This is a genomic window from Streptomyces sp. HD (assembly GCF_028369295.1).
Classification (GTDB): domain Bacteria; phylum Actinomycetota; class Actinomycetes; order Streptomycetales; family Streptomycetaceae; genus Streptomyces.
In genome coordinates this window covers 89040-113691 of the sequence record NZ_JAQMYP010000033.1, presented here as the reverse complement: position 1 = coordinate 113691, position 24652 = coordinate 89040, and the positions used below count along the sequence as shown (strand labels likewise).

The window sequence follows — 24652 nt, the reverse complement described above, 5'->3', positions numbered from 1 at the left end:
CCCCCCCCCCCCCCCCCCCCCCCCCCCCCCCCCCCCCCCCCCCCCCACGGCGGGCGCACGGGCGCCGGCGATGGGACGACGACAGGCGTGGTGCGCGGGTGCGAGCCGTTCGGACGGACGGGCACCGGGCCGCCCCGAGCCGCTGCGGAGCGTGGACTCCGGCGGCCGTGAGGCCGTTGACGCCAGCGGCCTCGGCGATGGCCGACAGGGAATCTAGCTGCGGCAGCGGCCCGAACCAGGCTTTCCGGCTCGGAATTTGCGGGACTCATACGGGCCGGGCACGGAGGTCGTCAAAGTCCCGTCAAACAGGTCAGGGAAACCATCAGGGGAGTGTCAACGCCGGCCGTTGGTGGCTCGATCCGGTCGCAGACTGATCGGCAATGGGGGACGGGCGACCGTCCGTGGCGTCATGTCGGTGGCGTCGTGACTTCACGACCGGCATGACGCGGGGCTCTCGATCAGGGCTCTGCGGCACCGCCACGACCACTGGCGATCGCCCCGCCGGGCGGTGCCCCGGGCCACGGAGACGAGGGGATCGCGGACGGGCGATCCGGGCCCGGGGCACGCCCGAGCAAGCAGACCGTGGCCGCGCGGGCCGCTCTGCGCCTCCGCCACCGGGCCACCGCACCCGCGCGGCTGCGCTTCCTGCGCGTGGCCACGGTCCTGCTCGCCGGGACGGTCCTGACCGTGCTGGGACCGCGGCCGCGACGCTCGGACCGAGGCTGTGACGCTGGGACCGAGGCTGCCACGCTGGGACCGAGGCTGTGACGCTGGGACCGAGGCTGCCACGCTGGGACCGCGGCTGTGACGCTGGGGCCGAGGCTGCCACGCTGGGACCGCGGCTGCGACCGAGGCGGCCGACTTCAGCCGGCCCTCGGTCACGCGTCCGTGAGCCGTGCTTCCTCCAGGTCGAGGGTGCGCTGGAGGCGGCGGCGGGTGGTGTCGCTGATGGTGTGGTCGTCGTAGAGGCGTTGCAGTTCCTCGGCCTCTACGGCGATCAGGTCGCGGCGCAGTTGACGGTAGATCAGGTCGGCCGACTCGGTGGGAGCGCCCGTGCCGTTGGTTTCGGCGAGGCGGTCGCGGGCGTCGTCGAGGCGGGCGGTGAGACCGCGGCGGAGGCGGTCGAGGACCATGTCGGGGACGGCCTCCAGCTCCGAGAGCTCCTCAAGACGCCGGATACCCGCGGCGGCCAGGCTGCAGCGGGCCGAGGTTTCCTCGCGCTCGGTGTGGTCGGGCTCCAGGGCGATGCCGGAGCGGCGTACGACGGGAGCCAGGGTGAAGCCCTGGACGACGAGGGTCACCACCACTACCGAAGTGGTCAGTACGAGGACCAGCGGGCGGTCGGCCAGCGGCGTGCCCGCCTCCGTGGCCACCGGGATGGACAGGGCCGCCGCCAGCGGCACCACACCCCGGGTGCCCGCCCAGGTCAGCACCACCGGCACCCGCCAGTTCATCCGCTGGATGCCGCCCTCGCGCTGGACCACCGCCGACAGCGGAGCCAGCCACAGCAGCCGTACGGCCATCAGGGTGCCGGCGACGGCGAGGGCGTACAGGGGCCAGGCCCGGTCGGCGTCGGACAGCGCCCGCACCTGCCCCGGCAGTGCCAGGCCGATGAGCGAGAAGACCACGCTCTCCAGGAGAAACACCACGGTGCCGTAGACCGCGTGCAGTTGGAGCCGTATGCGGGCGTTGGTGAGCCGATCGCCCCGGCCGCCGAGCACCACACCGGCGACCACCACGGAGGTGACGCCGGAGGTGTGGGCGGCCTCCGCGAGGACGTAGACGGCGTACGGGGTGACCAGGGCGATGACCGTCTCCAGGACCGGGTCCTCGGTGCGGCGGCGGATGAGCGCCACCACCCCGGCCACGGCGGCGCCGATGACCGTCCCACCACCCGCGAGCACGACGAACTCGCCGCCCGCCGCGCCCCAGTCGGATGCCGCGGTGGCCACGGCGACGCTCACCGCGACGCGGAACAGGACCAGCGAGGTGGCGTCGTTGAACAGACTCTCCGCCTGCACCAGGACCTGCACCTTGGGCGGCAGCGCGAGCCGTCTGCCGAGCGCGGTGACCGCCACCGGGTCGGTGCTGGCCAGGACCGCGCCCAGCACGAACGCCATCTGCCACGACAGCGGAGTCACCAGCGACGCCACCCAGCCGACCGCAGCTGCCGATGCCAGCACCAGCCCGATGGAGAGGACGCCGACCGGCTTCCACACGGCCTTCAGCTCACGCCAGGACAGTTCCTCCGCGCTGGCGTACAGCAGCGGGGGCAGGACGATCAACCCGATGACCTCGGGGCTGATCTCGATCTCCGGGGTGCCCGGCAGCAGCGCTACCGCAAGGCCCGCCACGACCAGCAAGGACGGTGCGGGAATGCGCCACCTGCGGGCGAAGGTCGCCACGACCGTGGCCAGGATGACCAATGCCAGAACAGTGCCTACGCCACGCATGCCGTCCCCCTGGGGCTTGACGGAGCCGCCGTGGCTCCCCGCCGACCAGACTTCCCGGCACACCGCTTTCACCCTATCCGCCCAAGAGATGTCAAGACAGTGTCAAGGTCCCCGGCACGGGCGCCAAGAAAGCGCTAACGCGCGTCCTGCTCCGTCCCCGGAAGCGCTTCCGTAGGGAGAAGTAACCCACCTCCCGAGGGAGTTGAACCAGTGAGCGGAGCGCGTCGACTGCGATGAGTGACGTACGGTCCGGACGACTGAAGGTCTACCTGGGGGCGGCCCCGGGAGTGGGCAAGACCTACCGGATGCTCGACGAGGGACGGCGGCGAGCCGCCCGTGGGTCGGACGTGGTGGTGGCGTTCGCCGAGTGTCATGGCCGGCCACGCACGGAGGCGATGCTCGACGGCCTGGAAACGGTTCCCCGGGCCCGCTGCGCCTACCGTGGCGGGCAGTTCGAGGAGATGGACCTTGCCGCGGTGCTGGCCCGCCGCCCACAGGTGGCGATCGTCGACGAGTTCGCGCACAGCAACGTTCCCGGCGAGGGCCGCAATGCCAAGCGGTGGCAGGACATCGAGGCACTACTCGCTGCCGGAATCGATGTCGTCACCGCGCTGAACATCCAGCACCTGGAGTCCCTCAACGACGTCGTCGAGAAGATCACACACGTGCCGCAGCACGAGACGGTGCCCGACGAGGTCGTACGCCGTGCCCAGCAGGTCGAGCTGGTGGACATGCCCCCGGAGGGGCTGCGGCGCCGTATGGCGCACGGGAACATCTACGCGCCCGAGAAGGTCGACGCCGCCCTCGCCAACTACTTCCGGCCCGGCAATCTGACCGCGCTGCGTCAGCTCGCGCTTTTGTGGGTGGCCGACCGGGTCGACGAGGCCCTCCAGATCTACCGCGCCGAGCACTCCATCGGCGGCGTGTGGGAGACCCGGGAACGGGTGGTCGTGGCGCTGACCGGCGGTCCGGAGGGCGACACCCTCGTCCGGCGGGCCGCCCGTATCGCCGCCCGGTCGGCCGGAGGCGATCTGCTGGCCGTGCACGTGGCCCGCAGCGACGGGCTCGCGGCCGGGGTCTCGCACGCCTCGCTGGCCCGGCAGCGCAGGCTGGTGGAGGACCTCGGCGGCAGCTACCACTCGGTCGTCGGCGACGACGTCGCGACCGCGCTGGTGGAGTTCGCGCGGGCCGAGAACGCCACCCAGCTGGTGCTGGGTACCAGCCGCAGAGGCCGTCTGGAGCGGTTCCTGACCGGACCCGGCACAGGGGAGACCGTGACCGAGATGTCCGGTGACATCGATGTGCACCGGGTCACCCACGAGCGGGCCGGACGCGGCACACTGCTGCCGTCCCGGCGGCGCACCCTTTCCAGGGCCCGGCGCATCGCGGGGCCGGTGGCCGGGCTCGTGCTGCCGGTACTGCTGACCGCCGCCCTCGCGCAGCTGCGCGGGCCGCTGAACCTGACCAGCGAGGCACTGCTGTTCCTGCTCACAGTGGTCGGCGTGGCCTGCATAGGCGGAGTCGTGTCGGCGCTGATCGCGTCACTGACGGCGTCCCTGCTGCTGAACTACTGGTTCGTCCCGCCCATCGGGTCCTTCACGCTGGAGGACCCGAACGCGCTGCTCGCCGTGAGCGTGTTCGCCGTGGTGGCAGCCACCGTGGCCGCCGTCGTCGACCGCTCCCTGCGCCTCTCCCGCCGTTCCGCCCGCGCCACCGCCGAGGCCGAGACCATGTCGTCGCTGGCCGGCAGCATCGTGCGCGGCGGCACGACGATCCCGGCCCTGCTGGAGAGGACCCGGGAGACCTTCGGCATGGACTCGGCGGAACTCGTCGACGAACCGCCTGACGCCGAGGAGATCACGGCTGTTCCCGCCGGCCCCGGCGCGTATCTGGTGCTGCGCGGGCGCACCCCGTCTTCCTCCGAGCGGCGGGTGCTCGCCGCGTTCGCCGCGCACGTGGGGTCGGCCGTCGAGCGTGCCCGGCTCGCCGAAGCGGCGGCCGAGGTGGAGCCCGTGAAGGCCGCGGACCGGATGCGTACGGCGCTGCTGCGGGCCGTCGGCCACGACCTGCGTACGCCGCTCGCCGCGGGCTGGGCGGCCGTGACGTCCCTGCGGAGCAGGGACGTGGATTTCTCGCCTGCGGACCAGGAGGAACTCCTCGCCACCGCCGACGAGTCGATGGCCAAGCTCAGCCGCCTGGTGGAGAACCTGCTCGACCTCAGCCGCCTGGAGGCCGGAGCCCTCACACTGAACCTGCGGGCCACCACCCTGGATGAGGTCCTCCCGATGGCGCTGGCGGACGTGCCCGCGGCCGAGGCGCGGGACATGGAGGAGATCCCCGCGGTGCTCGCCGATCCGCCGCTGCTGGAGCGGGTCGTCGCCAACCTCGTCGGCAACGCCGCCCGGCACACACCGCCCGGCCAGAAGGTGCTGGTGACCGCCAGTGCTCTGGCGGGCCGGGTCGAACTGCGGGTTGTGGACCGCGGACCCGGCCTCCCTCCGACGGGCCGGGACCGGATCTTCGAACCGTTCCAACGGCTCGGCGACACCGACAACACCACCGGCCTCGGCCTCGGCCTCGCCCTCGCCCGGGGCCTGACCGAGGCGATGAACGGCACTCTCACCCCGGAGGACACTCCGGGCGGCGGCCTGACCATGGTCGTGTCGCTGCCTTTCGCGGAGCAGGCCGGCGTGGCACACGGGACACCGTGTCCGGTGGAGCAGGCGCACCCGGCGGGAGGCGCCTGATGAGGTCCGGGAGCAACGCACGACGAATGCCGCAGCGCGAACACCGCAAGCCCCAGCCGACGGAGAACCCGCACCGCGTGCGCGGAATCTAGGAGGTACCCGATGACCACCGGAATCGGAACCGGAATCGGCACATGGCGGAGGCCGCACCGCAGGGGCGGGACCCGCGGCACAGCGGACTCCTGGCCGCTACGCGACCGGCTCGCCCTGGCGGCGGGGCTGCTTGCCCCCTTCCTGGTGGCGCTCGCGATCGTCCCGTTCCGTGCGGACCTGTCGCACACGAACGCGGCGTTGATCCTCGTCGTGGTGGTCGTCGCGGTCGCAGCGCTGGGAAGCCGTACGGCGGGTGTCGTGGCGGCGCTGTCCGCTGCGGCATGGTTCGACTTCTTTCTCACCCGGCCGTTCCAGACCTTCACCATCAGCGCGTCGGAGGACATCGAGACGGCCGTGCTGCAGCTGGTCGTCGGCCTGCTCGTGTCCCAACTCGCCGCCCGTGCACGGCGCCTGGAGGTCATCACGGTCACCGACGCGGCCCACCTGGCGCGGATCCACCGGACGGCCGGTCTCGCCCAGTCGCCCAACGCGGCGAACACCGTGGTCGACCACGTCCGGGGAGAACTGGTCGAACTGCTCGGGCTGCGCGCCTGCCGTTTCGAGTACGGGAGGCTGACGGGGCGGCCACCGCGCCTGCTCAAGGACGGGAGCGTGACCGGCGGGCGGGGGTGGGCGCAGGACGACATCGAGCTGCGGGCGTACGGCAACGGCCACTATCTCGGTCGCTTCCTGCTCACTCCCGGTCCCGGGCCGGTACCGGCGCTCCAGGCCCGGCTGGTCGCGGTGACTCTGGCCGACCAGGCGGGGGCGGCGCTGGACACGCCGGGGCGGGTAGGGCGGGGATGACCCCGAACCGCCGGGCTGAGTCCGCTATTCCAAACCGGAGGCTCTGAAGACCGCGTGGGCGGTCTCGCTGTCGATGCGCCGCGAGAGCCGGCGCAACGCCGTCGCCCCGCACAGCAGCGTGCTGCCGGCCGCCGACTTCTGGGCGCCCCTCTCCACAAGGAACCACAACTGCGGGTTCCTCTGGAGGACGTCCGGGTCGATCTCCACCCGGCCGCCGACCGCGTCCCGCAGCACGAGCCGCTCCGACATGCCCTCCAGACGCCGGACGGACACCAGCAGGTCGGTACGGACGCGGTGTTCGCGCAGCAGGCGGCGCGAAGCGAGCCAGCCGTCGCCGGCGGAGACCCGGGCGGGATACAGCACGAGGAAGAGCAGCAGCCCCAGGGCGAGCCACAGGGTGCAGCGCCAAGGAGTGAGGCGGCCCGTGCCCCAGTCGAGGAGAAGGAGCAGGGCGAGCAGCACACCGCTGCAGCGGACCGAGTCCCGTACATCCCGCGCCCAGCGGAGGTCGTGCGCTGCGTCACTGGGGCCACGCATGTCGTTACGGGGTGCCATGGCGGTGACCTTAGAGATCCGGAGAGCGGGAGCACCTCGCCTTTGACGCGACTCTGATGGCTCTGTCACCCGGGTCACATCCCCGTCAAGACCTCATCAAAGTCGGCCGGTTCAGCGCGAAGAAACCGCAATGAGCGGTCCGCCGCGGCCGGGACCGGACACACCCTGACTGCACCGCGCACACGTCAGCCCTCGCGCGGCCGAAGGAAGAAGGAGCACGCACCGATGTCCGTCCTGACCGTCCAGCCGGGTGCGACCCCCGCCGACGAAGAGCCCCCCGATACCGGCGAACGCCACCGGCTGACCGCCGTCACGGGCCTGGCCGCCCTCTCGCTGGACGCGATGGCGTCGGTGGCGTACGGACCCGAGGCGATCGTTCTCGTCCTGGCCGCCGCCGGCGCGCACGGCCTCGGGTTCACCCTGCCGGTGACGCTCGCCATCGCCGCCCTGCTGGCAGTACTGGTCGCCTCGTACCGGCAGGTGATCGCGGCCTTCCCCGACGGAGGCGGCTCGTACGCGGTCGCCAAGGCTCATCTGGGTGCGCGCACGAGCCTGGTGGCGGCCGCCTCGCTGGTCCTGGACTACGTCCTGAACGTGGCCGTCGCGGTCACGGCCGGCGTGGCCGCGCTGACCTCCGCCTTTCCGGGCCTGTACGGCGACCGGCTGGTCCTGTGCCTGGTGGTGCTGGCGTTGATCACAGCCGTGAATCTGCGGGGCATCGTGGAGTCGGCGAAGGCGTTCATCGTGCCGACCGTGGTGTTCGTCGGCTCGATCTTCGTGATGACAGCCGTCGGTCTGTTCCGGTCCGCCCCGGTCAGCACGGCCACCACCGCCGGGCATGCGTCGGTCCTGGCCGACAACGCGACCACTGTGGGTGTGCTGCTCCTGCTGAAGGCCTTCGCCTCCGGGTGTTCCGCCCTCACCGGCGTCGAGGCCATCGCGAACGCCGTCCCCTCCTTCCGGGTTCCGCGCGCCAAGCGCGCGCAGCGGGCGGAGGTCGCCCTCGGAGCGGTCCTCGGCGTGATGCTGATCGGCCTGTCGGTGCTGATCTCCCGCTTCCACCTCCAGCCCGTCGAGGGCGTCACGGTCCTCGCCCAGCTCGCGGACGCCTCCTTCGGCCACAACTGGGCTTTCTACGTCATCCAGTTCGCGACGATGATCCTGCTCGCCCTGTCGGCCAACACCTCCTTCGGCGGGCTGCCCGTGCTGCTGAAGCTGCTGGCCCGGGACAACTACCTCCCGCACGTCTTCGCGCTGAAGGCCGACCGCCAGGTCCACCGGCACGGCGTGCTCGCCCTGGCCGTTGTCTCCGCGGCGCTGCTGGTGTTCTCCGGCGGCGACACCAACACGCTCGTGCCGCTGTTCGCGATCGGCGTCTTCGTCGGCTTCACCATCGCGCAGGTGGGGATGGTCCGGCACTGGCGCGGCGAGCGTGGACCGGGGTGGCGGGGCAGGGCGCTGCTGAACGGCCTCGGCGGGCTGCTGACCGGCGTCTCGGCCGCCGTCGTCACCGCGTCCAAGTTCGAGGAGGGTGCCTGGCTGATCGTGGTGGCGCTGCCGCTGCTGGTGGCGGCCTTCGGCGTCGTGCACCGCGCCTACACCCGCATCGGCGAGCGGCTCGGCCTGGGCCGTGTCCCCGAGCCCCCGCACCGCGACCGCTCGCTGGTGATCGTGCCCGTCTCGTCCCTGTCCCGCCTGACGTCCGAGGCGCTGACCGCGGCAGTCTCCCTGGGCGACGAGGTGCGCGCCGTCACCGTCTGCTATCCGGATCCCGAGGACCGGGCCCAGATGCACGCGCTGGAGCACTCCTGGGCGGAGTGGGATCCCGGCGTGCCGCTGGTCCGGCTGGCCTGCGAGCGCCGCAGCCTGGGCCGCCCCATCGCCGCGTACGTCCGTGACGTCATGGCCTCGGAGCCGGCCACCCAGGTGACGGTGCTGATCCCGGAGGCCGAGCCGGAGCGGCTGTGGCAACGGCTGCTGCAGAACCAGCGGGGCGCGGTCGTCGCCCATGCCGTGCGGCGGGAGACGGACGCGGTGATCTGCCGACTGCGCTTCCGGCTGCTGTGAGCGTGGGGCTCCGTACCGTTACGGCCCCTGCTCCCGACCGGTCGGGAGCAGGGGCCGTAAGAGTCTCGTCAAGGCTCTGGCCGCCGCCGTAAGAGAGCCGTCAACGGACGACCGAATCCGGCCAGAGAGGCGCTTTCCTCTAGAGGTCCGTTGTTCCCGAACCTCACTCCAGGAGTCTGCGGTGGCCGATCTGGCCTTCGTCGTCACCACGATCGCGTGCTTCGCGATGGTGGCTCTCGTCGCCAAGGGGGTGACGAAGCTGTGACCGCCGAGAACATCGTCGGCCTCGTCGTGGCCGTCGCCCTGCTGGGCTATCTCGTCCTCGCCCTGATCTTCCCGGAGAGGTTCTGAGACAAGAAATGGGTCCCGTACTCGCCGGCGTGCTCCAACTGCTGGCCCTCATAGGCGCGCTGGCGCTCGCCTACGTCCCCCTCGGCAACTACATGGCCAAGGTCTACTCCTCCGACAAGCACTGGCGCGTCGAGAAGTGGATCTACAAGGGCATCGGTGCCAACCCCGACACGCAGATGCGGTGGCCCGCGTACCTGCGCGGCGTCCTGGCCTTCTCGGCTGTCGGGGTCCTGTTCCTGTATCTGCTGCAGCGTCTGCAGGGTGTGCTGCCCGGTTCGCCGGGCTTCGCCTCCATCGACGCGGACCAGGCGTTCAACACCGCCGTGTCCTTCGTGACCAACACCAACTGGCAGTCCTACTACGGCGAGCAGGCCATGGGCCACGTCGTGCAGACCGCCGGTCTTGCCGTCCAGAACTTCGTCTCCGCCGCCGTCGGCATCGCCGTCGCCGTCGCTCTCGTGCGCGGTTTCGCCCGCTCCCGCACCGGAGAGCTGGGCAACTTCTGGTCCGACCTGGTGCGAGGTGTCGTACGCATCCTGGTGCCGGGCGCTGCGATCGCCGCGGTCGTGCTGGTGGCCTGCGGTGCGATCCAGAACTTCTCCGGCATCCATGAGGTCGGGCAGTTCATGGGTGGACACCAGCAGTGGAACGGAGGTGCGGTCGCCTCGCAGGAGGCCATCAAGGAGCTGGGCACCAACGGCGGCGGTTACTTCAACGCCAACAGCGCCCATCCCTTCGAGAACCCCACTCCTTTCTCGAACCTCTTCGAGATCTTCCTGATCCTCGTCATCCCGTTCGCGCTGACCCGCACCTTCGGCCTCATGGTCGGCTCGGTGAAGCAGGGATACGCCATCCTCGCGACGATGGCGACCATCTGGGTGGGCTTCGTCGCCCTGATGATGTGGACCGAGTTCGCCCACCACGGCCCGGCGTTCGACATCGCCGGTGGGGCGTACGAGGGCAAGGAGGTCCGCTTCGGGGTCGGCGCCTCGTCGATCTTCGCGACCTCGACCACGCTCACCTCGACCGGTGCGGTGGACTCCTTCCACTCCTCGTTCACCGGTCTCGGCGGCGGCATCACCATGCTCGGCATGATGCTGGGCGAGATCGCGCCCGGCGGTACCGGCTCCGGCCTCTACGGCATGCTGATCATGGCGATCATCGCGGTGTTCATCGCCGGTCTGATGGTCGGCCGTACGCCCGAGTACCTGGGCAAGAAGATCGGCACCCGCGAGATCAAGCTGGCGGCCTGCTACATCCTGGTCACCCCGGCGCTGGTGCTCGTCTTCACCGCAGCGGCGATGGCCCTGCCGACCCCGGCCGACTCGATGACGAACTCCGGCGCGCACGGCTTCTCCGAGATCCTGTACGCCTACACGTCCGCCTCCAACAACAACGGCTCGGCCTTCGCCGGTCTGAACGCGGACACGCAGTGGTTCAACACCACGCTGGGCCTGTGCATGCTGCTCGGCCGCTTCCTGCCGATGGTGTTCGTGCTGGCGCTGGCCGGCTCGCTCGCCGAGCAGAAGCCGGTCCCGGAGACCGCGGGCACCCTGCGGACCGACAAGCCCCTGTACACGGGTCTGCTCGTCGGCACGATCCTCATCATCACCGGTCTGACCTACTTCCCGGCGCTCGCGCTGGGCCCGCTGGCCGAAGGGCTGGCGTCATGACCACTCGTATGGAGAACCAAGAGGACTCGATGTCCACAGCCACCCCGACCCGGGCGCCGCACAGCGACGTACCCACCGGGCACAAGCCCGCCGAGGGCCGCGTCGGCGCGGGCCTCTTCGACCCGAAGCAGCTGCTCAAGTCGCTGCCGGACGCCTTCCGCAAGCTCGACCCGCGGGTGATGGTCAAGTCCCCCGTGATGTTCGTGGTGCTGGTCGGCTCCGTGCTGACGACCATCTTCTCCTTCAAGGACCCGGGCGACTGGTTCGGCTGGGTGATCAGCGCCTGGCTGTGGCTCACGGTGATCTTCGCCAACCTCGCGGAGGCCGTCGCCGAGGGCCGCGGCAAGGCCCAGGCCGACACCCTGCGCAAGGCCAAGACCGACACCGTGGCACGCCGACTCCTCAAGGACGGGGCCGAGGAGCAGGTCGCGGGCACCGAGCTGAAGATCGGTGATCTGGTGGTCTGCGAGGCCGGCGACATCATCCCCGGTGACGGCGATGTCGTCGAGGGCGTGGCCTCCGTCGACGAGTCGGCGATCACCGGTGAGTCGGCGCCCGTCATCCGTGAGTCCGGCGGCGACCGCTCGGCCGTCACCGGCGGTACGAAGGTCCTCTCCGACCGCATCGTCATCAAGATCACGACGAAGCCCGGCGAGACCTTCATCGACCGGATGATCAACCTGGTCGAGGGCGCCGCACGGCAGAAGACGCCGAACGAGATCGCGCTGAACATCCTGCTCGCCTCGCTGACGATCGTCTTCCTGCTGGCGGTGGCGACCCTGCCCCCGTTCGCGGACTACGCGGGCACCCACTTGACCATGGTGGTGCTGGTCGCCCTCCTCGTCTGTCTCATCCCGACGACGATCGGCGCCCTGCTCTCCGCGATCGGTATCGCGGGCATGGACCGCCTGGTGCAGCGCAACGTCCTGGCCATGTCCGGCCGTGCGGTCGAGGCCGCCGGCGATGTCTCCACGCTGCTGCTCGACAAGACCGGCACCATCACGCTCGGCAACCGCCAGGCGGCGGAGTTCGTGCCGGTGCGCGGGACGACGGAGGCCGAGGTCGCGGACGCCGCCCAGCTGTCGTCGCTGGCCGACGAGACGCCCGAGGGCCGTTCCATCGTCGTCCTGGCGAAGGAGAAGTACGGCCTGCGCGAACGCCACCAGGGCGAGCTCGTGGGCGCCGAGTGGATCGCCTTCACCGCACAGACCCGGATGTCCGGCGTGGACGTCGACGGGCGCAAGATCCGCAAGGGCGCGTCCGGTTCGGTCATCGCCTGGGTCCAGGAGCAGGGTGGCACGGTCGCCGAGGACGCCGACACGATCTCCAACCGGATCTCCGAGGCCGGCGGCACGCCGCTGCTCGTGGCCGTCGAGGACGACCGGGGCGCCCGGGTCCTCGGCGTGATCCACCTCAAGGACGTCGTCAAGGACGGCATGCGCGAGCGGTTCGAGGAACTGCGCCGCATGGGCATCAAGACCGTCATGATCACGGGTGACAACCCGCTGACCGCCAAGGCGATCGCCGAGGAGGCGGGCGTCGACGACTTCCTCGCGGAGGCCACTCCCGAGGACAAGATGGCCCTCATCAAGCGGGAGCAGGCCGGCGGCAAGCTCGTCGCGATGACCGGTGACGGCACCAACGACGCCCCGGCGCTCGCGCAGGCGGACGTCGGCGTGGCGATGAACACCGGGACGTCGGCCGCCAAGGAGGCCGGCAACATGGTCGACCTCGACTCCAACCCGACCAAGCTCATCGAGATCGTCGAGATCGGCAAGCAGTTGCTGATCACCCGCGGTGCGCTGACCACGTTCTCCATCGCCAACGACGTCGCGAAGTACTTCGCGATCATCCCGGCGCTGTTCGCGGCCGTCTACCCGGGCCTGGACAAGCTCAACATCATGGGCCTGTCCTCGCCGGACTCCGCGATCCTGTCGGCGGTCATCTTCAACGCGCTGATCATCATCGCGCTGGTGCCGCTGTCCCTGAAGGGCGTGCAGTACCGGCCGGTCAGCGCTGACAAGATGCTCCGCCGCAACCTGACCGTCTACGGTCTCGGCGGTCTGATCGCCCCCTTCATCGGCATCAAGCTCATCGACCTGCTCATCTCTCTGATCCCCGGGATCGGGTGAAGGACCATGAACAACTCGGTAACGAACACGGCCCGGTTGATCGGGGCGGGCCTGCGCGCCCTCCTCGTCCTCACCCTGGTGACGGGCGTCATCTACCCGCTGGTCATCACCGGCATCGCGCAGGGGCTGTTCAACGACAAGGCGAACGGCTCCGAGATCAAGGCGGACGGCAAGGTCGTCGGCTCCTCGCTCATCGGCCAGTCGTACAACCTGCCGCTGAAGAAGGGCCAGGAGACCCCGGAGCCCGACCTGAAGTGGTTCCAGGGCCGTCCGCAGAACGGCCTCGGCACCAACAGCGTCAACACCCAGTACAAGCTGATCCTGTCCGGCGCCACCAACCGTTCCGCCGACAACAAGGAACTGATCGACTGGGTGACGGCCGCCAAGGCCGCGGTCATCAAGGACAACTCGACCGCCGACTACAACGTCAAGGCGTCCGAGGTCCCCGCCGACGCGGTGACGTCCTCCGCATCCGGTCTGGACCCGAACATCTCCCCGGCCTACGCGGAGATCCAGGTTCACCGGATCGCCGAAAAGAACGGACTGTCCGTCGCCCAGGTCGAGAGGCTCGTCGACGAGCACACCGAGAGCCGCACCCTCGGCTTCATCGGGGAGCCCCGGGTGAACGTCCTGGAGCTCAACATCGCGCTCAAGGACCTCCTGGCCAAGCGCTGATGGCGTTACCCGATCCACGGGGGGAGTTGGCGGTCCGGGAGAGATCCTGGTCCGCCAACTCCCGTCGTCATGAAGCCGGTTGCACCGCTCCCGGCGTCCAAGGCCCGACGTACGACAGGAAAGGCACACACCCATGACACGGGTGCTGGTGGTGGAGGACGATCCGCAGCTCGTACGGGCTCTCCTCATCAATCTCCAGGCACGCCAGTACGGGGTCGACGCGGCCTCCGACGGTGCCACCGCGCTCCGGCTCGCCGCGGCGCGGCAGCCCGACGTGGTCGTGCTCGACCTCGGGCTGCCCGACATGGACGGCACCGACGTCATCAAGGGTCTGCGGGCCTGGACGCGGGTGCCGATACTGGTGCTCTCCGCCCGCCAGGCGTCCGAGGAGAAGGTCGCCGCGCTGGACGCCGGTGCCGACGACTACATCACCAAGCCGTTCAGCATGAACGAACTGCTCGCCCGGCTCCGGGCCGCAGTCCGCCGTACCGAGGAGGTACCGCCGGCCCCCGGGGCGACCTTCGTCGAGACGGATGAGTTCACCGTCGACCTCCTGGCCAAGAAGGTTGTACGGGGCGGTCGCGACATACGCCTCACCCCGACCGAGTGGCACCTGCTGGAGATCCTGGTCACCAACCCGGGCCGGCTGATCACGCAGAAGCATCTGCTCCGAGAGGTCTGGGGCGTCTCGCAGAGCAGCAAGACCAACTACCTGCGGGTCTACATGGCCCAGCTGCGGCGCAAACTGGAGACAGAGCCTGCCCACCCCCGCTATCTCATCACCGAGCCCGGCATGGGCTACCGCTTCGAAGGGTGAACATGGCACGCGGCAAGCTCCGGATCTACCTCGGCGCGGCCCCCGGCGTCGGCAAGACCTACGCCATGCTGTCCGAGGCGCACCGCCGTGTGGAGCGGGGCACCGACTGCGTGGTCGCCTTCGTCGAGCACCACAAACGGCCGCGTACCGAGGTGATGCTGCACGGTCTGGAGGAGATCGAACGCAGGCAACTGGAGTACCGGGGCACCGTCTTCACGGAGATGGACGTGGATGCTGTCCTCGGCCGCCGCCCGCAAGTGGCGCTGGTCGACGAACTCGCCCACACCAACGTCCCCGGCTCCCGCAACGAAAAGCGCTGGCAGGACGTGGAGGAACTGCTGGCCGCCGGGATCGACGTCGTCTCCACGGTCAACATCCAGCACCTGGAGTCGCTCGGCGACGTCGTCGAGTCGATCACAGGCGTCAGGCAACGGGAGACGGTCCCCGACGAGGTCGTACGCCGGGCCGACCAGATCGAGCTGGTCGACATGTCCCCGCAGGCGCTGCGCCGGCGGATGGCGCACGGCAACATCTACAAGCCCGACAAGGTCGACGCGGCCCTGTCGAACTACTTCCGGCCCGGCAACCTGACGGCCCTGCGCGAGCTGGCGCTGCTGTGGGTGGCCGACCGGGTCGACGCATATCTGACCGAGTACCGCAGCGAGCACCGGGTGTCGAAGATCTGGGGTTCACGCGAGCGGATCGTGGTCGGCCTGACCGGCGGCCCGGAGGGGCGGACGCTGATCCGCCGGGCCGCCAGGCTCGCGGAAAAGGGCGCCGGAGGCGAGGTTCTCGCCGTCTACATCTCCCGCAGCGACGGCCTGACCGCGGCATCGCCCAAGGAACTGGCCGTCCAGCGCACCCTGGTCGAGGACCTCGGCGGCACCTTCCACCAGGTCGTCGGTGACGACATACCCGTCGCCCTGCTGGACTTCTCCCGCGGAGTCAACGCCACCCAGATCGTCCTGGGCGTCTCCCGTCGCAAGAGCTGGCAGTACGTCTTCGGGCCGGGGGTCGGCGCCACGGTCGCCCGTGACTCCGGCCCCGACCTCGACGTCCACCTCATCACCCACGACGAAGCGGGCAAGGGACGCGGACTCCCCGTCAACCGGGGCGCCCGCCTGGGCCGGTCCCGCCTGATCTGGGGCTGGCTGGTCGGCCTCGGCGGCCCTGCACTGCTGACCTTGCTGCTGAGCGGCGTCCTCCCGGACGTCGGGCTCGCCAACGACATGCTGCTGTTCCTGACGATGACGGTGGCGGCGGCGCTGCTGGGCGGGCTCCTCCCGGCCCTGGCCTCGGCGGCGGCCGGTTCCCTGCTCCTGAACTGGTACTTCACTCCGCCGGTCCACACCCTCACGATCGCCGACCCGAAGAACATCGTCGCCATCGCGATCTTCGTGGGCGTTGCTGTGTCCGTCGCCTCAGTCGTCGACCTCGCCGCCCGCCGCACGCATCAGGCGGCGAGGCTGCGCGCCGAGTCGGAGATCCTTTCCTTGCTGGCCGGCAACGTCCTGCGCGGCGAGACCAGCCTGGAGGAACTGCTGGAACGGGTCCGGGAGACCTTCAGCATGGAATCGGCGGCTCTGCTGGAGCGCGAGAGCGATGTGGCGCCCTGGACCTGCGCCGGCAGCGTGGGTCCCCGGCCCTGCGCCACCCCCGACGAGGCGGACGTCGACGTACCGGTCGGCGACCACATGGCCCTGGCGCTGACCGGGCGGGTACCACCGGCCGAGGACCGCCGGGTCCTCGCGGCCTTCGCCGCCCAGGCCGCCGTTGTCCTGGACCGTCAGCGCCTCCAGCAGGAGGCCGGGCAGGCCAAGGAACTCGCCGAGGGCAACCGCATCCGCACGGCCCTGCTCGCCGCCGTCAGCCACGACCTGCGCACCCCGCTCGCCGGTATCAAGGCCGCGGTCACCTCCCTGCGCTCGGACGACGTCGAGTGGTCGCAGGAGGACCAGGCCGAGCTCCTGGAGGCCATAGAGGAGGGCGCCGACCGCCTCGACCACCTCGTCGGCAACCTCCTCGACATGTCGCGCCTGCAGACCGGCACCGTCATGCCGCTCATCCGCGAGACCGACGTCGACGAGGTAATCCCGATGGCGCTCGGCGGCGTCCCCGAGGACAGCGTCGACCTCGACATCCCGGAGACCCTGCCGATGGTCGCCGTCGACCGGGGCCTCCTGGAACGGTCCGTCGCCAACATCGTCGAGAACGCGGTGAAGTACAGCCCTACGGACACCCCGGTCCTGGTCTCGGCGAGCGCCATCGCGAACCGCGTGGAAGTGCGGGTGGTCGACCGCGGCCCAGGTGTCCCCGACGAGGCCAAGGACCGCATCTTCGAACCCTTCCAGCGCTACGGCGACGCCCCGCGCGGCGCGGGCGTGGGGTTGGGCCTGGCGGTCGCCCGCGGTTTCGCGGAGGCCGTCGGCGGCACCCTGCACGCCGAGGACACCCCGGGCGGCGGCCTCACGATGGTGCTGAGCCTGCCGAGAGCGGCGGGCCCCAGGCCGCCGTCGGAACCGGATGTGCCCGTGACGGCGACCTCGTAGGTCGCGGCCCCGGCCGGGTTCCGATGGAGGCGTTCGCGACCTCCGCCGCCGACGCTTCTTCCACGTCTTCGTGCGCTGGACGATGATCTGGCGCCGGAGCAGCAGCGTCCGCGGGGCCTGGCCCCATCCCGCCGGCACTCAGCAGGGACGGCATGAGCAGGGCGGGATGGTGGCGCAGCAGGAAGTCAGGAGTGTGACGCAGTTCACCGATAAACGGTGACAGGGTGTTGTCGCGGACGACTGCGATGGTCGACGCATGACGATCACCGATGAGGACTGCCTCGCCGAGACCCTGGCATTCAACAAGCAATTCGAGGCCACGGCGGCGAGCCGTCCGGCCCGCGAGGAGACGCCCGATGCAACCATGCTGGCCGCCCTGAGGCGCAACCGGCTCGGCGGCGACACGCCACCGGTGCGACTTCCGCAGGGCCAAGACCGCCTCGTTGAGGGCGGGGTGAAGGTACGAGTCTTCGTCCCGGAGCATGTTGACGGCGTGTACCTGCACTTCCACGGAGGCGGCTGGACGTTCGGCTCCGCGGACGGGCAGGACGAAAGGCTGTGGCGACTGGCCGAGCAGACCCGGCTCGCCGTGGTCAGCGTGGACTACCGCCTCGCACCGGAACACCCCTTTCCCGCCGGACCCGACGACTGCGAAGTGGCCGCCCGGTGGCTGGTGAAGCACGCCGCGGCCGAGTTCGGTGCCGAGCGGCTGCTGATCGGCGGTGAATCGGCCGGCGCCCACCTCAGCGTCGTGGCGCTGCTGCGCCTTCGCGACCGGCACGGCATCACCGGTGCCTTCCGGGCCGCCCACCTGCTCTTTGGCCCCTACGACCTGTCGATGACACCCAGCCAGCGATCGTTCGGCTCCAAGCGGCTCCTGAGCAACACCGACACCCTGCGGCGGACCTATGAGATGGTCACCCCCGGCATGGACGCGGAGCAGCGCCGTGATCCCGAGGTCTCACCGCTGTTCGCCGACCTCGCCGGCATGCCGCCCGCCCGGATCGTGGTGGGCAGCGAAGATCCGCTTCGGGACGACTCGCTGTTCCTGGCCCAGCGGTGGCAGGCGGCGGGCGCCCCCGTGCAACTGGGCGTCGTGGCCGGCGCCATGCACGGCTTCACCCTCTTCCCGCTGACCATCGCCGAACGGGAACAGCACCGCGAACGGGACTTCCTGTCCACCACGGGCCTGTAGCGTCGCCGGCATGAACCGCACTGCCCGACTGTATGCGCTGGTGGAGGAGTTGCGGGCAGCCGTGCCGCGGCCGCTGACGGTCGCGGCACTCGCCGCGCGCTTCGAGGTGAGCGCGCGCACGGTGCAGCGCGACCTCCAGGCGCTGATGGAGACCGGCGTCCCGGTACGCACCACACCGGGACGTGGCGGGGGCTGGTCGATCGACCCGGCCATGACCCTGCCTCCAATCCACTTCACCGCCGAGGAAGCCTCCGCCCTGGCCGTCGCCCTCGCCGCGACCGATACCTTCGCCCCGTACGCCGGTGCGGCCCGCACGGCAGCCCAGAAGATCACGGCCTCGATGACCGGCCCCGCCTCAGCGGCGGCACAGAGACTGGCCACCCGGATCGTTGCGCTGCCCGTGGCCTCCGACACCACGGTCCGCACCGCGGTGGAACAGGCCCTCACCACCAACACGGCCCTGCGGCTGTCCTACACCGACGCGGCAGGACGCGAAAGCAACCGCATGGTCGAACCGGCCGGACTGCTCACCGCCGACGGCCGGTGGTACCTCATCGCCTGGTGCCGCACGCGACAAGCCGGCCGGGGCTTCCGGCTGGACCGCATCACAGCAGCGACTCCGACCACCGAGCAGGCACACCCTCACGACCTGACCGATCTCCTGCGCGGCTCGGCCGCAGCCGACGCGGTGCAACCCGCCACACTGGCTCCACTCACACCCCGCCCCGAGAAACCGATGGCACCACTCCGGTGAACCATCCCGGTCACGGCACCAGCAGGCCGTGTGCGACTCCGCCCGTACCACTCGACCATCCGCCAACCTGCCCAAATTCGGCTCGCGGAAAGTCGAAAGGCGGCAAGGCATGCGTGAAGAAAGCCATTGCCCGAACCCGAGTGGGATTCACCCTTTTCAACTCGAAGAGTTCCGCGGCCGGCGCACCTGCCTTGCACGCCATCTGCCCACGGGGCGCTCAACTGGTGGTCACGGGGGACCCGTCCGGCATGTGAGGTACTTCGCGGCGTCCTTCAAGGTGCTGCGATCGTCGGCGCTGTCATCGCGATGGGATCGACGCTGCTCGTGGAACGGCGCAGGACCCAACGTGAGACAGAGGCCGAATGGCGGCGAGCCCGCCAAACGCTGTACGCAGCATTCCTGGCTGCCCACGCGCAGGCAGGCAGCGATCTGAGGAACATTGCCGCCACGAGTTGGAGCTGCTGGCTCCGGACGACGTTGTAACTCCTGCGTATGAGTGCAGTCGGGCTGTCCGGGCGATGCGGCACGCCGTCAGCACTGGTGCGCGCCTCGACGCCCCCGAGTTTCAAGAGTTGACCGATCACTACCTGGACGCTCGGCTGCAGACGACGATCGCCATGCGCCGCGACCTCTGGGCGGGACATCCCTGAGCCGGCCCAGGCTCGCCACGGCGGGCCGGCCTGGCCCACCTCGGCCTGTCTTTCCGGACCCCGACAGGCGAAGTGGGGACTCTGGGCTCGGGACGAGGTTGGTCTGCGGGCCGCCCGTCGGTTCCTCGCGGTAACTCAGGGCGCGCGTCCACGGTCGCACGCGCCCTCGCTCGGCGGTCAGCGGGTCCGGATGCGCTGAACGCGGCGGGACTTGGCGAGGCGGGCGGGGGTGGCCGGGTCCGCGACCGCGCCGGCGGTCTGGGTCCGGAACTCGCTGTGCCGACTGGTGTCCAGCCGGGTGGCGACCTTCGCCAGGGCGCGGCTGCCGGGCCCGGCGTTGAGGTGGAAGTGCGAGGCCTTGACCGGGGTGAGGTCCGCGCCCCAGGTCACGATGCCTTCACAGTCCGCGAGGATGTCGCGGACGACGGCTTCCTGGTGGGGCCACAGTCGCTCGCTGCCGCCAAGGGGGTAGGCGGTGGGGTGGAGAGCGATGGCCGTGCCGGACAGATGGTTCGACTCGAAGTCGGCGCCGATGACGCGGCTGGTGGTGTGGCCGGTGACACCGCCGCCTTCGCCCGTGTCCAGCGGGGCGATCTCGTAGTGCCAGCGGCGTGCGACGTGCAGCAGCACCGAGGCCGCGGCGGTGTGCAGGGCGACCTTGGCGGTGGTGCCCTGGATTCGGTGGGTGCCGATGGCGGCGGGGGCGATGCGCCAGCCGTTGGCGGACCGGTCGCGGCTCCACCGACGGTCGGTCGGTGCCGCCGCGGCCGACCCGGGGACGAGGGCGCCGTCCGCGAGGACGAGCAGGCCGGTGCCCGCGGCGGCTCCCATGAAGGTACGTCTGGTGATCACGGACGGTTTCCTCGCTTCTCTTCCTCGGGGTTGGCCGGTGCGCGGATCAGGAGACACGGGACACCCCCGGGTCGCCGCCGTCGCGCCAGACGTTGTGGTCCAGGCCCCAGCCGGGCTGGAACTCGTACTCCCGTATCTGGTTGAGCGACCAGTTCGCCGGCAGGGGATAGCCGAGGTTTCCCGAGAAGCCCCAGGACATACCGGAGACGAACGACCAGCGGGCGTCGGCCTCGTGCGAGACGCGGATGCAGACGTTGCGGGAGCCGTAGACGCCGTAGTCGTAGCGGTTGCCCAGCGCGGCGAGGGCATCCCTGACGCCCTTGAAGTACGGCAGCACGTTGCTGTCGATCTCGGAGTCCATGGCGTCGTAGTCGACGGCGAAGTAGATGCAGGCGCCCGCTCCGATGCCGTGCTCCACGGCCTTGGCGTGGGCCTTCGCGCCCTGGTCGTGCCCCTTGTCGTAGGTGAAGTTGCCGAGTTGGGTGCCGTTGTACTGGAAGATCGGGAAGAGTCTGAGTCCGGCGTCGTAGATGACCTGCGGTTCGCCTGGCTTGAGGGCCTTGCCGAGGTAGTAGGGATCGCTCGGAGGGAGGTGTTCGTCGAGGTAGCGGCCGACGATCCGGTAGCCGGCGGCCTTGAGTGCCTGGGCCCGTGCCGGTGTGATTTCGGTGATGCAGTCGCAGCCCGTGGCGGGGCGCGAGGTGTCACCGGAGGACACCAGGAGCTGGGCCCAGGTCGTGTAGTCGTTGGTGGCGGTGACCGGGATCTGCGAGAACGCCTGGAACGATCGCAGCCACGTCAGGTGCGTACTGGTCTCGGCGTCCGTTCCGATGTCGTCCGGGTTGTACATCAGCGGCGCGCCGTTCGACAGGATCGTCGGCGAGTTGAAGTAGCAGGCCGCGCGGAACAGGTGGCGCAGGTCGCCGCTGAGCGTGGCGGAGCCCTTGCCCTTCAGCCCGGCCTGGGTGCCCGGACCGAAGTACCCGTTGATGGAGGCGGGGGCGATGCCGATCTCGTACTGGATGGCCATCATGAACCCCTGCTGGACATCACGGGAGTAGATGCCGTCGCAGGGGACGAGCCCCATCGCGGGTATACCGATGCCCGCGACATAGCGGGAGTTGAGACGGTGCTGGACGGCACGTATGTTGATGTCGCCGCCGCGCACGAGACGGAACTGGTCCATGCGCAGCAACGCCTTGGAGACGTGGGGCCACATGGCGTACTTCTGCGACAGGTTCGTGTACGACAGGCCGATGTCACCGTAGAGCTGGGCGAGCGCGTCCTCGGAGTCGCTGTTCCATATGCCGAGCTTGGTCGACGTCCAGTAGCCCTTGCACCACAACGCGCTGTTGTAGATGTGGACGATGTTGGCGTTGAACTCCTGGCCGGGCAGCGTGTTGTGGTTCTTCACGGCGGTGAAGGTGCCCGGTCCATAGCTCTGGACCGTGGGCGATATACCGAGTTCGTGTTGCAGTCCCTGGGTCAGGGACAGAACGGTCGACCAGCCCGTGTATCCGGTCTCCGGACATCTCACGTACCCGGAGGCGACCCCTGAGTAGGCGGCGTTCACCCACTTCTGCGCCGCGTAGACGTAGATGTCCCCGCGACCCTTCCACGGAACGGAGGGATCGATCGTCGAGCCCTGCTGCGCGTACATGGTGAGATTGCCGGGGCATTGGGTGTCGTATCCCTTGGAGTGCGGGAAGATGTTCGGCCCGGCCCGTCTGTCGCTCGGGGCCTCGCTGCGCAGATAGCCGATGAGGTCCCTGTACGACCGCAGCATCTCGTCGGTGGGGTAGTCCGGTTCGGCGAGCAGGGCACAGATCGAGTAGAAGGCGGTGTTCCGCCCGACGGCGCCGTAGCCGTCGACCCAGATGTGGCCCTTGGGGACGTCGCCGCTCGCCGGGGCGTCACCTCCGTTCGCCTCCCCCCGTTCCAGGCCGCGGCCCTCGTAGACGACGCCGTGCGGGCAGATCAGGAAGTTGTACTGGATGTCCTTCTCGCCGTCGTCCAGATCTTCCTCGAAGACGCCCGCGATGTCCTTCTTGCAGTCTTCCTCCGAGTCGGGATCGAAGGAGAAGAACGATCCTCTGTAGTGGATGAACACGCCGCCCTTGTACGGCTCCCACGGGCTCCCGGCTTCCGGCGGAGCGGCTGCCTTGGCCCGCTCCGCCTCGTCCTCCACGTACACGGCCCACGTGCTGCGCGGCTGGATGGTGACTGGCATGGTTCCTCGTTTCGCCTGAACGCGGTCTCAGTGGCGAGCGGTGCAACGGATGCCGTACTCGTTGTCGATCACCGGGTCGGACTCGTCGTCGTACTGGTGGGAGCAGGCCCGCGCCGTGATGTGCCCTGCCACTTTTCGGCCATGTTTGTCTCGGGCATGACAGGCCCTTCCCCCTCGGGGCATGCACCCTCGGCCGTCCCGGATCCGGCGTCGGGTTCGGTGAGCTGCGTTCGAACACGGACCGGCCGGATCGGTCCGGTGACACTCATGGTCGTGGTCCCCCGGCGGGTGGGGAGGGCATCCCGCCAAAGCTGGGAAATTCGGGGACGACCCCTCCACGACCTGGTGGGATGCCAGCCACCGTGGGAAGGATGGGGACATGACACGTTGGAGAGCGCTCCCGGAGGATCTCGAACCGGAGGTGGCTCACCTCGTTCGAGAACTGCGCGGCCTCAAGGACGTCACCGAACTGACGCTCGCCGCTCTCGCCTCGAAGACGGCTTACAGCAAGTCCGCCTGGGAACGCTACTTCAACGGCAAGAAGCTGCCACCCCGCCAGGCCGTCACCGCGTTGGCGGAGATCGCGGGCCCCGAGCACGTCGCACCCCTGCTCGCGTTGTGGCAGCGGGCGACACAGGCCGAGACGCGAGGCCGACCTCGCCGACAGGACGGCTCTGGGGGGACTGCGGCGGCTGACGAGCAACGCCGGCAGGATGGTTCTGGGGGGACTGCGACGGTAGACGAAAAACCCGTGATGACCGGCGGCGATGGCCACGGCGACGGCGACGAGGGGGCTGGTGGCAACGAGCCCCTCCCTTCAGGCCGACGTGCCCGACGGGGTGTCGTAGCCGTCTGCGCGGCAGCGACCACCCTCCTCACGGGCCTCGCCGTCCTCCTGGCCGTCGTCCTGCAGCAGCAGGAGCCCCGGATGCCGGGAAGCGGAACCGGAAAGGCCGGGGCGACGGCGGCAAGCCCCTCGCTCCTGGCGGCCGATCAGTCGGCAGCGCCGGTCGGCTGCCGGAAAGAGGCGTGCGAGGGGAAGGATCCTCAGCTGATGGGCTGTGGACAGGACGCGCGGACAGCGGCCTCCGTGTGGCTGTCCGGCACGCTGATCGAGCTGCGCTACAGCTCGCGCTGCCAGGCCGCCTGGGGTCGCATCCTGGCGGCGAAGGTGGGGGATCAGGTGCACGTCGACGCCGTGGACGGACGAGCGCTGACCGGCCGGGTGAAGTTCGGTGTCGACGCCTACAGCCCGATGGCCCCGGCCACGGACCCGTCCGAGGCGCGGGCCTGCGCCACACTGACGGAGAAGATCGCGAAATGCACACCCCAGGGGTCGAATGCCGTGGTCAGCCCGAGTTCTTCTTCCGGCGGCTGAAGGTCTCGCGGGGGCCGCGCATCTGTATCTCGTTACTGATGGGGGAGCCCGGGTGCGGAGGCTGGTTGTAACCGGAGTTCTGCCGTGCGGGCGCCGTGCGGTACTTGGTGTCTTGCAGCAGCGTCGTGATCTTCGTGCTCGTCTCCTGCGGCGTCGAGTGGTTCCGCAGCGCCGTATTGCCGGTCGTCGGCCAGACGACTCCTCGCGCGAGTCACCGAAGATGCCGCCGGACGGAGGTGGCGTTGCCTTGGTTCCGCTGCTGGACTGCACCGAGGCACCGGGTGGTGGAACGCCTGCCTTGGGCACGTCGGCGCCGAGTAGGTGCACCATTGGGCTGCCGAGCAGAGAGTCGGGGCGCCGACGCGGGCGACCCGGCCGCCCGCCCCCACGGGCGGGATGCCGTCGGTCAAGGCCAGGGTCTCGGTAACGTCGCCGACGTTTGCCGGGGTAGTGATGACCTTGAACGGGGTGCCGCGTCCGTCCCAGATCAGGTGGCGTTTGCTGCCCGTCTTCCACCGGTCGACCGGCGACGGACCAGTTTCGGCTCCAACGGCCGTTTGGCACCGCCGCGTTGTTGGTTAGGGTGGCCGGGGGAGACAGGTTCCGATGCCCTTGACCAGGGCGATGGACGGGCCGACGGCAGCGGGCAGTTCTCAGGGGCGCGGCATCGCGAT

At 70.0% G+C, this 24652-nt stretch carries 17 protein-coding genes and 1 pseudogene; 12 read left to right on the top strand and 6 right to left on the bottom strand.

Annotation, left to right across the window (positions count from 1 at the left end; genetic code table 11):
- Nucleotides 1-878 precede the first annotated feature (878 nt).
- Nucleotides 879-2453 carry a Na+/H+ antiporter gene (locus tag POF73_RS29165; RefSeq protein ID WP_272121374.1) on the bottom strand — a complete coding sequence of 525 codons (1575 nt, stop codon included), beginning with the start codon at nt 2451-2453 and terminating at the stop codon, nt 879-881.
- Between the two features lie 233 nt (nt 2454-2686).
- Between POF73_RS29165 and POF73_RS29160 the strand changes: the two genes are divergently transcribed.
- Both POF73_RS29160 and POF73_RS29155 read left to right on the top strand, forming a co-directional pair.
- On the top strand, nt 2687-5200 hold the full coding sequence (locus POF73_RS29160; RefSeq protein ID WP_272121372.1) for a sensor histidine kinase: 2514 nt from the start codon (nt 2687-2689) through the stop codon (nt 5198-5200).
- A gap of 102 nt (nt 5201-5302) precedes the next feature.
- Complete coding sequence (locus tag POF73_RS29155) at nt 5303-6100, top strand: DUF4118 domain-containing protein (protein ID WP_272121370.1); 798 nt, start codon at nt 5303-5305, stop codon at nt 6098-6100.
- A 24-nt stretch (nt 6101-6124) separates the two neighbouring features.
- Here POF73_RS29155 and POF73_RS29150 read toward each other — a convergent pair whose 3' ends face one another.
- A complete protein-coding gene (locus tag POF73_RS29150) occupies nt 6125-6655 on the bottom strand; it encodes a hypothetical protein (RefSeq protein ID WP_272121368.1) in 531 nt (176 codons plus the stop codon).
- A gap of 225 nt (nt 6656-6880) precedes the next feature.
- Between POF73_RS29150 and POF73_RS29145 the strand changes: the two genes are divergently transcribed.
- From POF73_RS29145 to POF73_RS29105, 9 genes are all read left to right on the top strand, one after another.
- Nucleotides 6881-8722 (top strand): APC family permease, encoded by a 1842-nt coding sequence (locus tag POF73_RS29145; protein ID WP_272121366.1) that lies wholly within the window; start codon nt 6881-6883, stop codon nt 8720-8722.
- 261 nt (nt 8723-8983) lie between these two features.
- Entirely contained in the window at nt 8984-9073 is a 90-nt protein-coding gene (gene kdpF, locus POF73_RS29140; RefSeq protein ID WP_016434100.1) for a K(+)-transporting ATPase subunit F, read from the top strand.
- 8 nt (nt 9074-9081) lie between these two features.
- Entirely contained in the window at nt 9082-10746 is a 1665-nt protein-coding gene (gene kdpA, locus POF73_RS29135; protein WP_272121345.1) for a potassium-transporting ATPase subunit KdpA, read from the top strand.
- A complete protein-coding gene (gene kdpB / locus POF73_RS29130) occupies nt 10743-12878 on the top strand; it encodes a potassium-transporting ATPase subunit KdpB (protein WP_272121342.1) in 2136 nt (711 codons plus the stop codon). The genes kdpA and kdpB overlap by 4 nt, the downstream gene beginning before the upstream one ends.
- 6 nt (nt 12879-12884) lie before the next feature.
- Nucleotides 12885-13553: a potassium-transporting ATPase subunit C gene (locus tag POF73_RS29125; RefSeq protein ID WP_272121339.1), complete on the top strand. Its 669-nt coding sequence runs from the start codon at nt 12885-12887 to the stop codon at nt 13551-13553.
- A gap of 133 nt (nt 13554-13686) precedes the next feature.
- On the top strand, nt 13687-14370 hold the full coding sequence (locus POF73_RS29120) for a response regulator (protein WP_272121337.1): 684 nt from the start codon (nt 13687-13689) through the stop codon (nt 14368-14370).
- A 2-nt stretch (nt 14371-14372) separates the two neighbouring features.
- Nucleotides 14373-16919: a sensor histidine kinase gene (locus POF73_RS29115; RefSeq protein ID WP_272121336.1), complete on the top strand. Its 2547-nt coding sequence runs from the start codon at nt 14373-14375 to the stop codon at nt 16917-16919.
- A 256-nt stretch (nt 16920-17175) separates the two neighbouring features.
- Nucleotides 17176-18114 carry an alpha/beta hydrolase gene (locus POF73_RS29110; RefSeq protein WP_272121335.1) on the top strand — a complete coding sequence of 313 codons (939 nt, stop codon included), beginning with the start codon at nt 17176-17178 and terminating at the stop codon, nt 18112-18114.
- A gap of 10 nt (nt 18115-18124) precedes the next feature.
- Entirely contained in the window at nt 18125-18868 is a 744-nt protein-coding gene (locus tag POF73_RS29105; protein WP_272121334.1) for a helix-turn-helix transcriptional regulator, read from the top strand.
- A gap of 827 nt (nt 18869-19695) precedes the next feature.
- Here POF73_RS29105 and POF73_RS29100 read toward each other — a convergent pair.
- Together POF73_RS29100 and POF73_RS29095 are read right to left on the bottom strand one after the other, a co-directional pair.
- A complete protein-coding gene (locus POF73_RS29100; protein ID WP_272121333.1) occupies nt 19696-20370 on the bottom strand; it encodes a hypothetical protein in 675 nt (224 codons plus the stop codon).
- Between the two features lie 46 nt (nt 20371-20416).
- Nucleotides 20417-22600 carry a glycoside hydrolase domain-containing protein gene (locus POF73_RS29095; protein WP_272121332.1) on the bottom strand — a complete coding sequence of 728 codons (2184 nt, stop codon included), beginning with the start codon at nt 22598-22600 and terminating at the stop codon, nt 20417-20419.
- 379 nt (nt 22601-22979) lie between these two features.
- Here POF73_RS29095 and POF73_RS29090 point away from each other — a divergent pair, with 379 nt between their 5' ends.
- Entirely contained in the window at nt 22980-23978 is a 999-nt protein-coding gene (locus tag POF73_RS29090; RefSeq protein WP_272121331.1) for a helix-turn-helix domain-containing protein, read from the top strand.
- Here POF73_RS29090 and POF73_RS46335 read toward each other — a convergent pair.
- Together POF73_RS46335 and POF73_RS29080 are read right to left on the bottom strand one after the other, a co-directional pair.
- Nucleotides 23950-24147, bottom strand: coding sequence for a rhamnogalacturonan lyase family protein (locus POF73_RS46335; RefSeq protein WP_443049659.1), 198 nt, complete (start codon nt 24145-24147; stop codon nt 23950-23952). The genes POF73_RS29090 and POF73_RS46335 overlap by 29 nt on opposite strands.
- A 173-nt stretch (nt 24148-24320) precedes the next feature.
- Nucleotides 24321-24526, bottom strand: a pseudogene (locus POF73_RS29080) (transposase); the annotation flags it as partial.
- Nucleotides 24527-24652 lie beyond the last annotated feature (126 nt).

Bases quoted from the DNA above. Each gene is read 5' to 3' on its own strand.
- POF73_RS29145 (WP_272121366.1), top strand. From the start codon at position 6,881: ATGTCCGTCCTGACCGTCCAGCCGGGTGCGACCCCCGCCGACGAAGAG.
- kdpB (WP_272121342.1), top strand. From the start codon at position 10,743: ATGACCACTCGTATGGAGAACCAAGAGGACTCGATGTCCACAGCCACC.
- POF73_RS29125 (WP_272121339.1), top strand. From the start codon at position 12,885: ATGAACAACTCGGTAACGAACACGGCCCGGTTGATCGGGGCGGGCCTG.
- POF73_RS29120 (WP_272121337.1), top strand. From the start codon at position 13,687: ATGACACGGGTGCTGGTGGTGGAGGACGATCCGCAGCTCGTACGGGCT.
- POF73_RS29090 (WP_272121331.1), top strand. From the start codon at position 22,980: ATGACACGTTGGAGAGCGCTCCCGGAGGATCTCGAACCGGAGGTGGCT.
- POF73_RS29095 (WP_272121332.1), bottom strand. From the start codon at position 22,600: ATGCCAGTCACCATCCAGCCGCGCAGCACGTGGGCCGTGTACGTGGAG.
- POF73_RS29160 (WP_272121372.1), top strand. From the start codon at position 2,687: ATGAGTGACGTACGGTCCGGACGACTGAAGGTCTACCTGGGGGCGGCC.
- POF73_RS29115 (WP_272121336.1), top strand. From the start codon at position 14,373: ATGGCACGCGGCAAGCTCCGGATCTACCTCGGCGCGGCCCCCGGCGTC.
- kdpA (WP_272121345.1), top strand. From the start codon at position 9,082: ATGGGTCCCGTACTCGCCGGCGTGCTCCAACTGCTGGCCCTCATAGGC.
- POF73_RS29150 (WP_272121368.1), bottom strand. From the start codon at position 6,655: ATGGCACCCCGTAACGACATGCGTGGCCCCAGTGACGCAGCGCACGAC.
- POF73_RS29155 (WP_272121370.1), top strand. From the start codon at position 5,303: ATGACCACCGGAATCGGAACCGGAATCGGCACATGGCGGAGGCCGCAC.
- POF73_RS29165 (WP_272121374.1), bottom strand. From the start codon at position 2,453: ATGCGTGGCGTAGGCACTGTTCTGGCATTGGTCATCCTGGCCACGGTC.
- POF73_RS29105 (WP_272121334.1), top strand. From the start codon at position 18,125: ATGAACCGCACTGCCCGACTGTATGCGCTGGTGGAGGAGTTGCGGGCA.
- POF73_RS29110 (WP_272121335.1), top strand. From the start codon at position 17,176: ATGACGATCACCGATGAGGACTGCCTCGCCGAGACCCTGGCATTCAAC.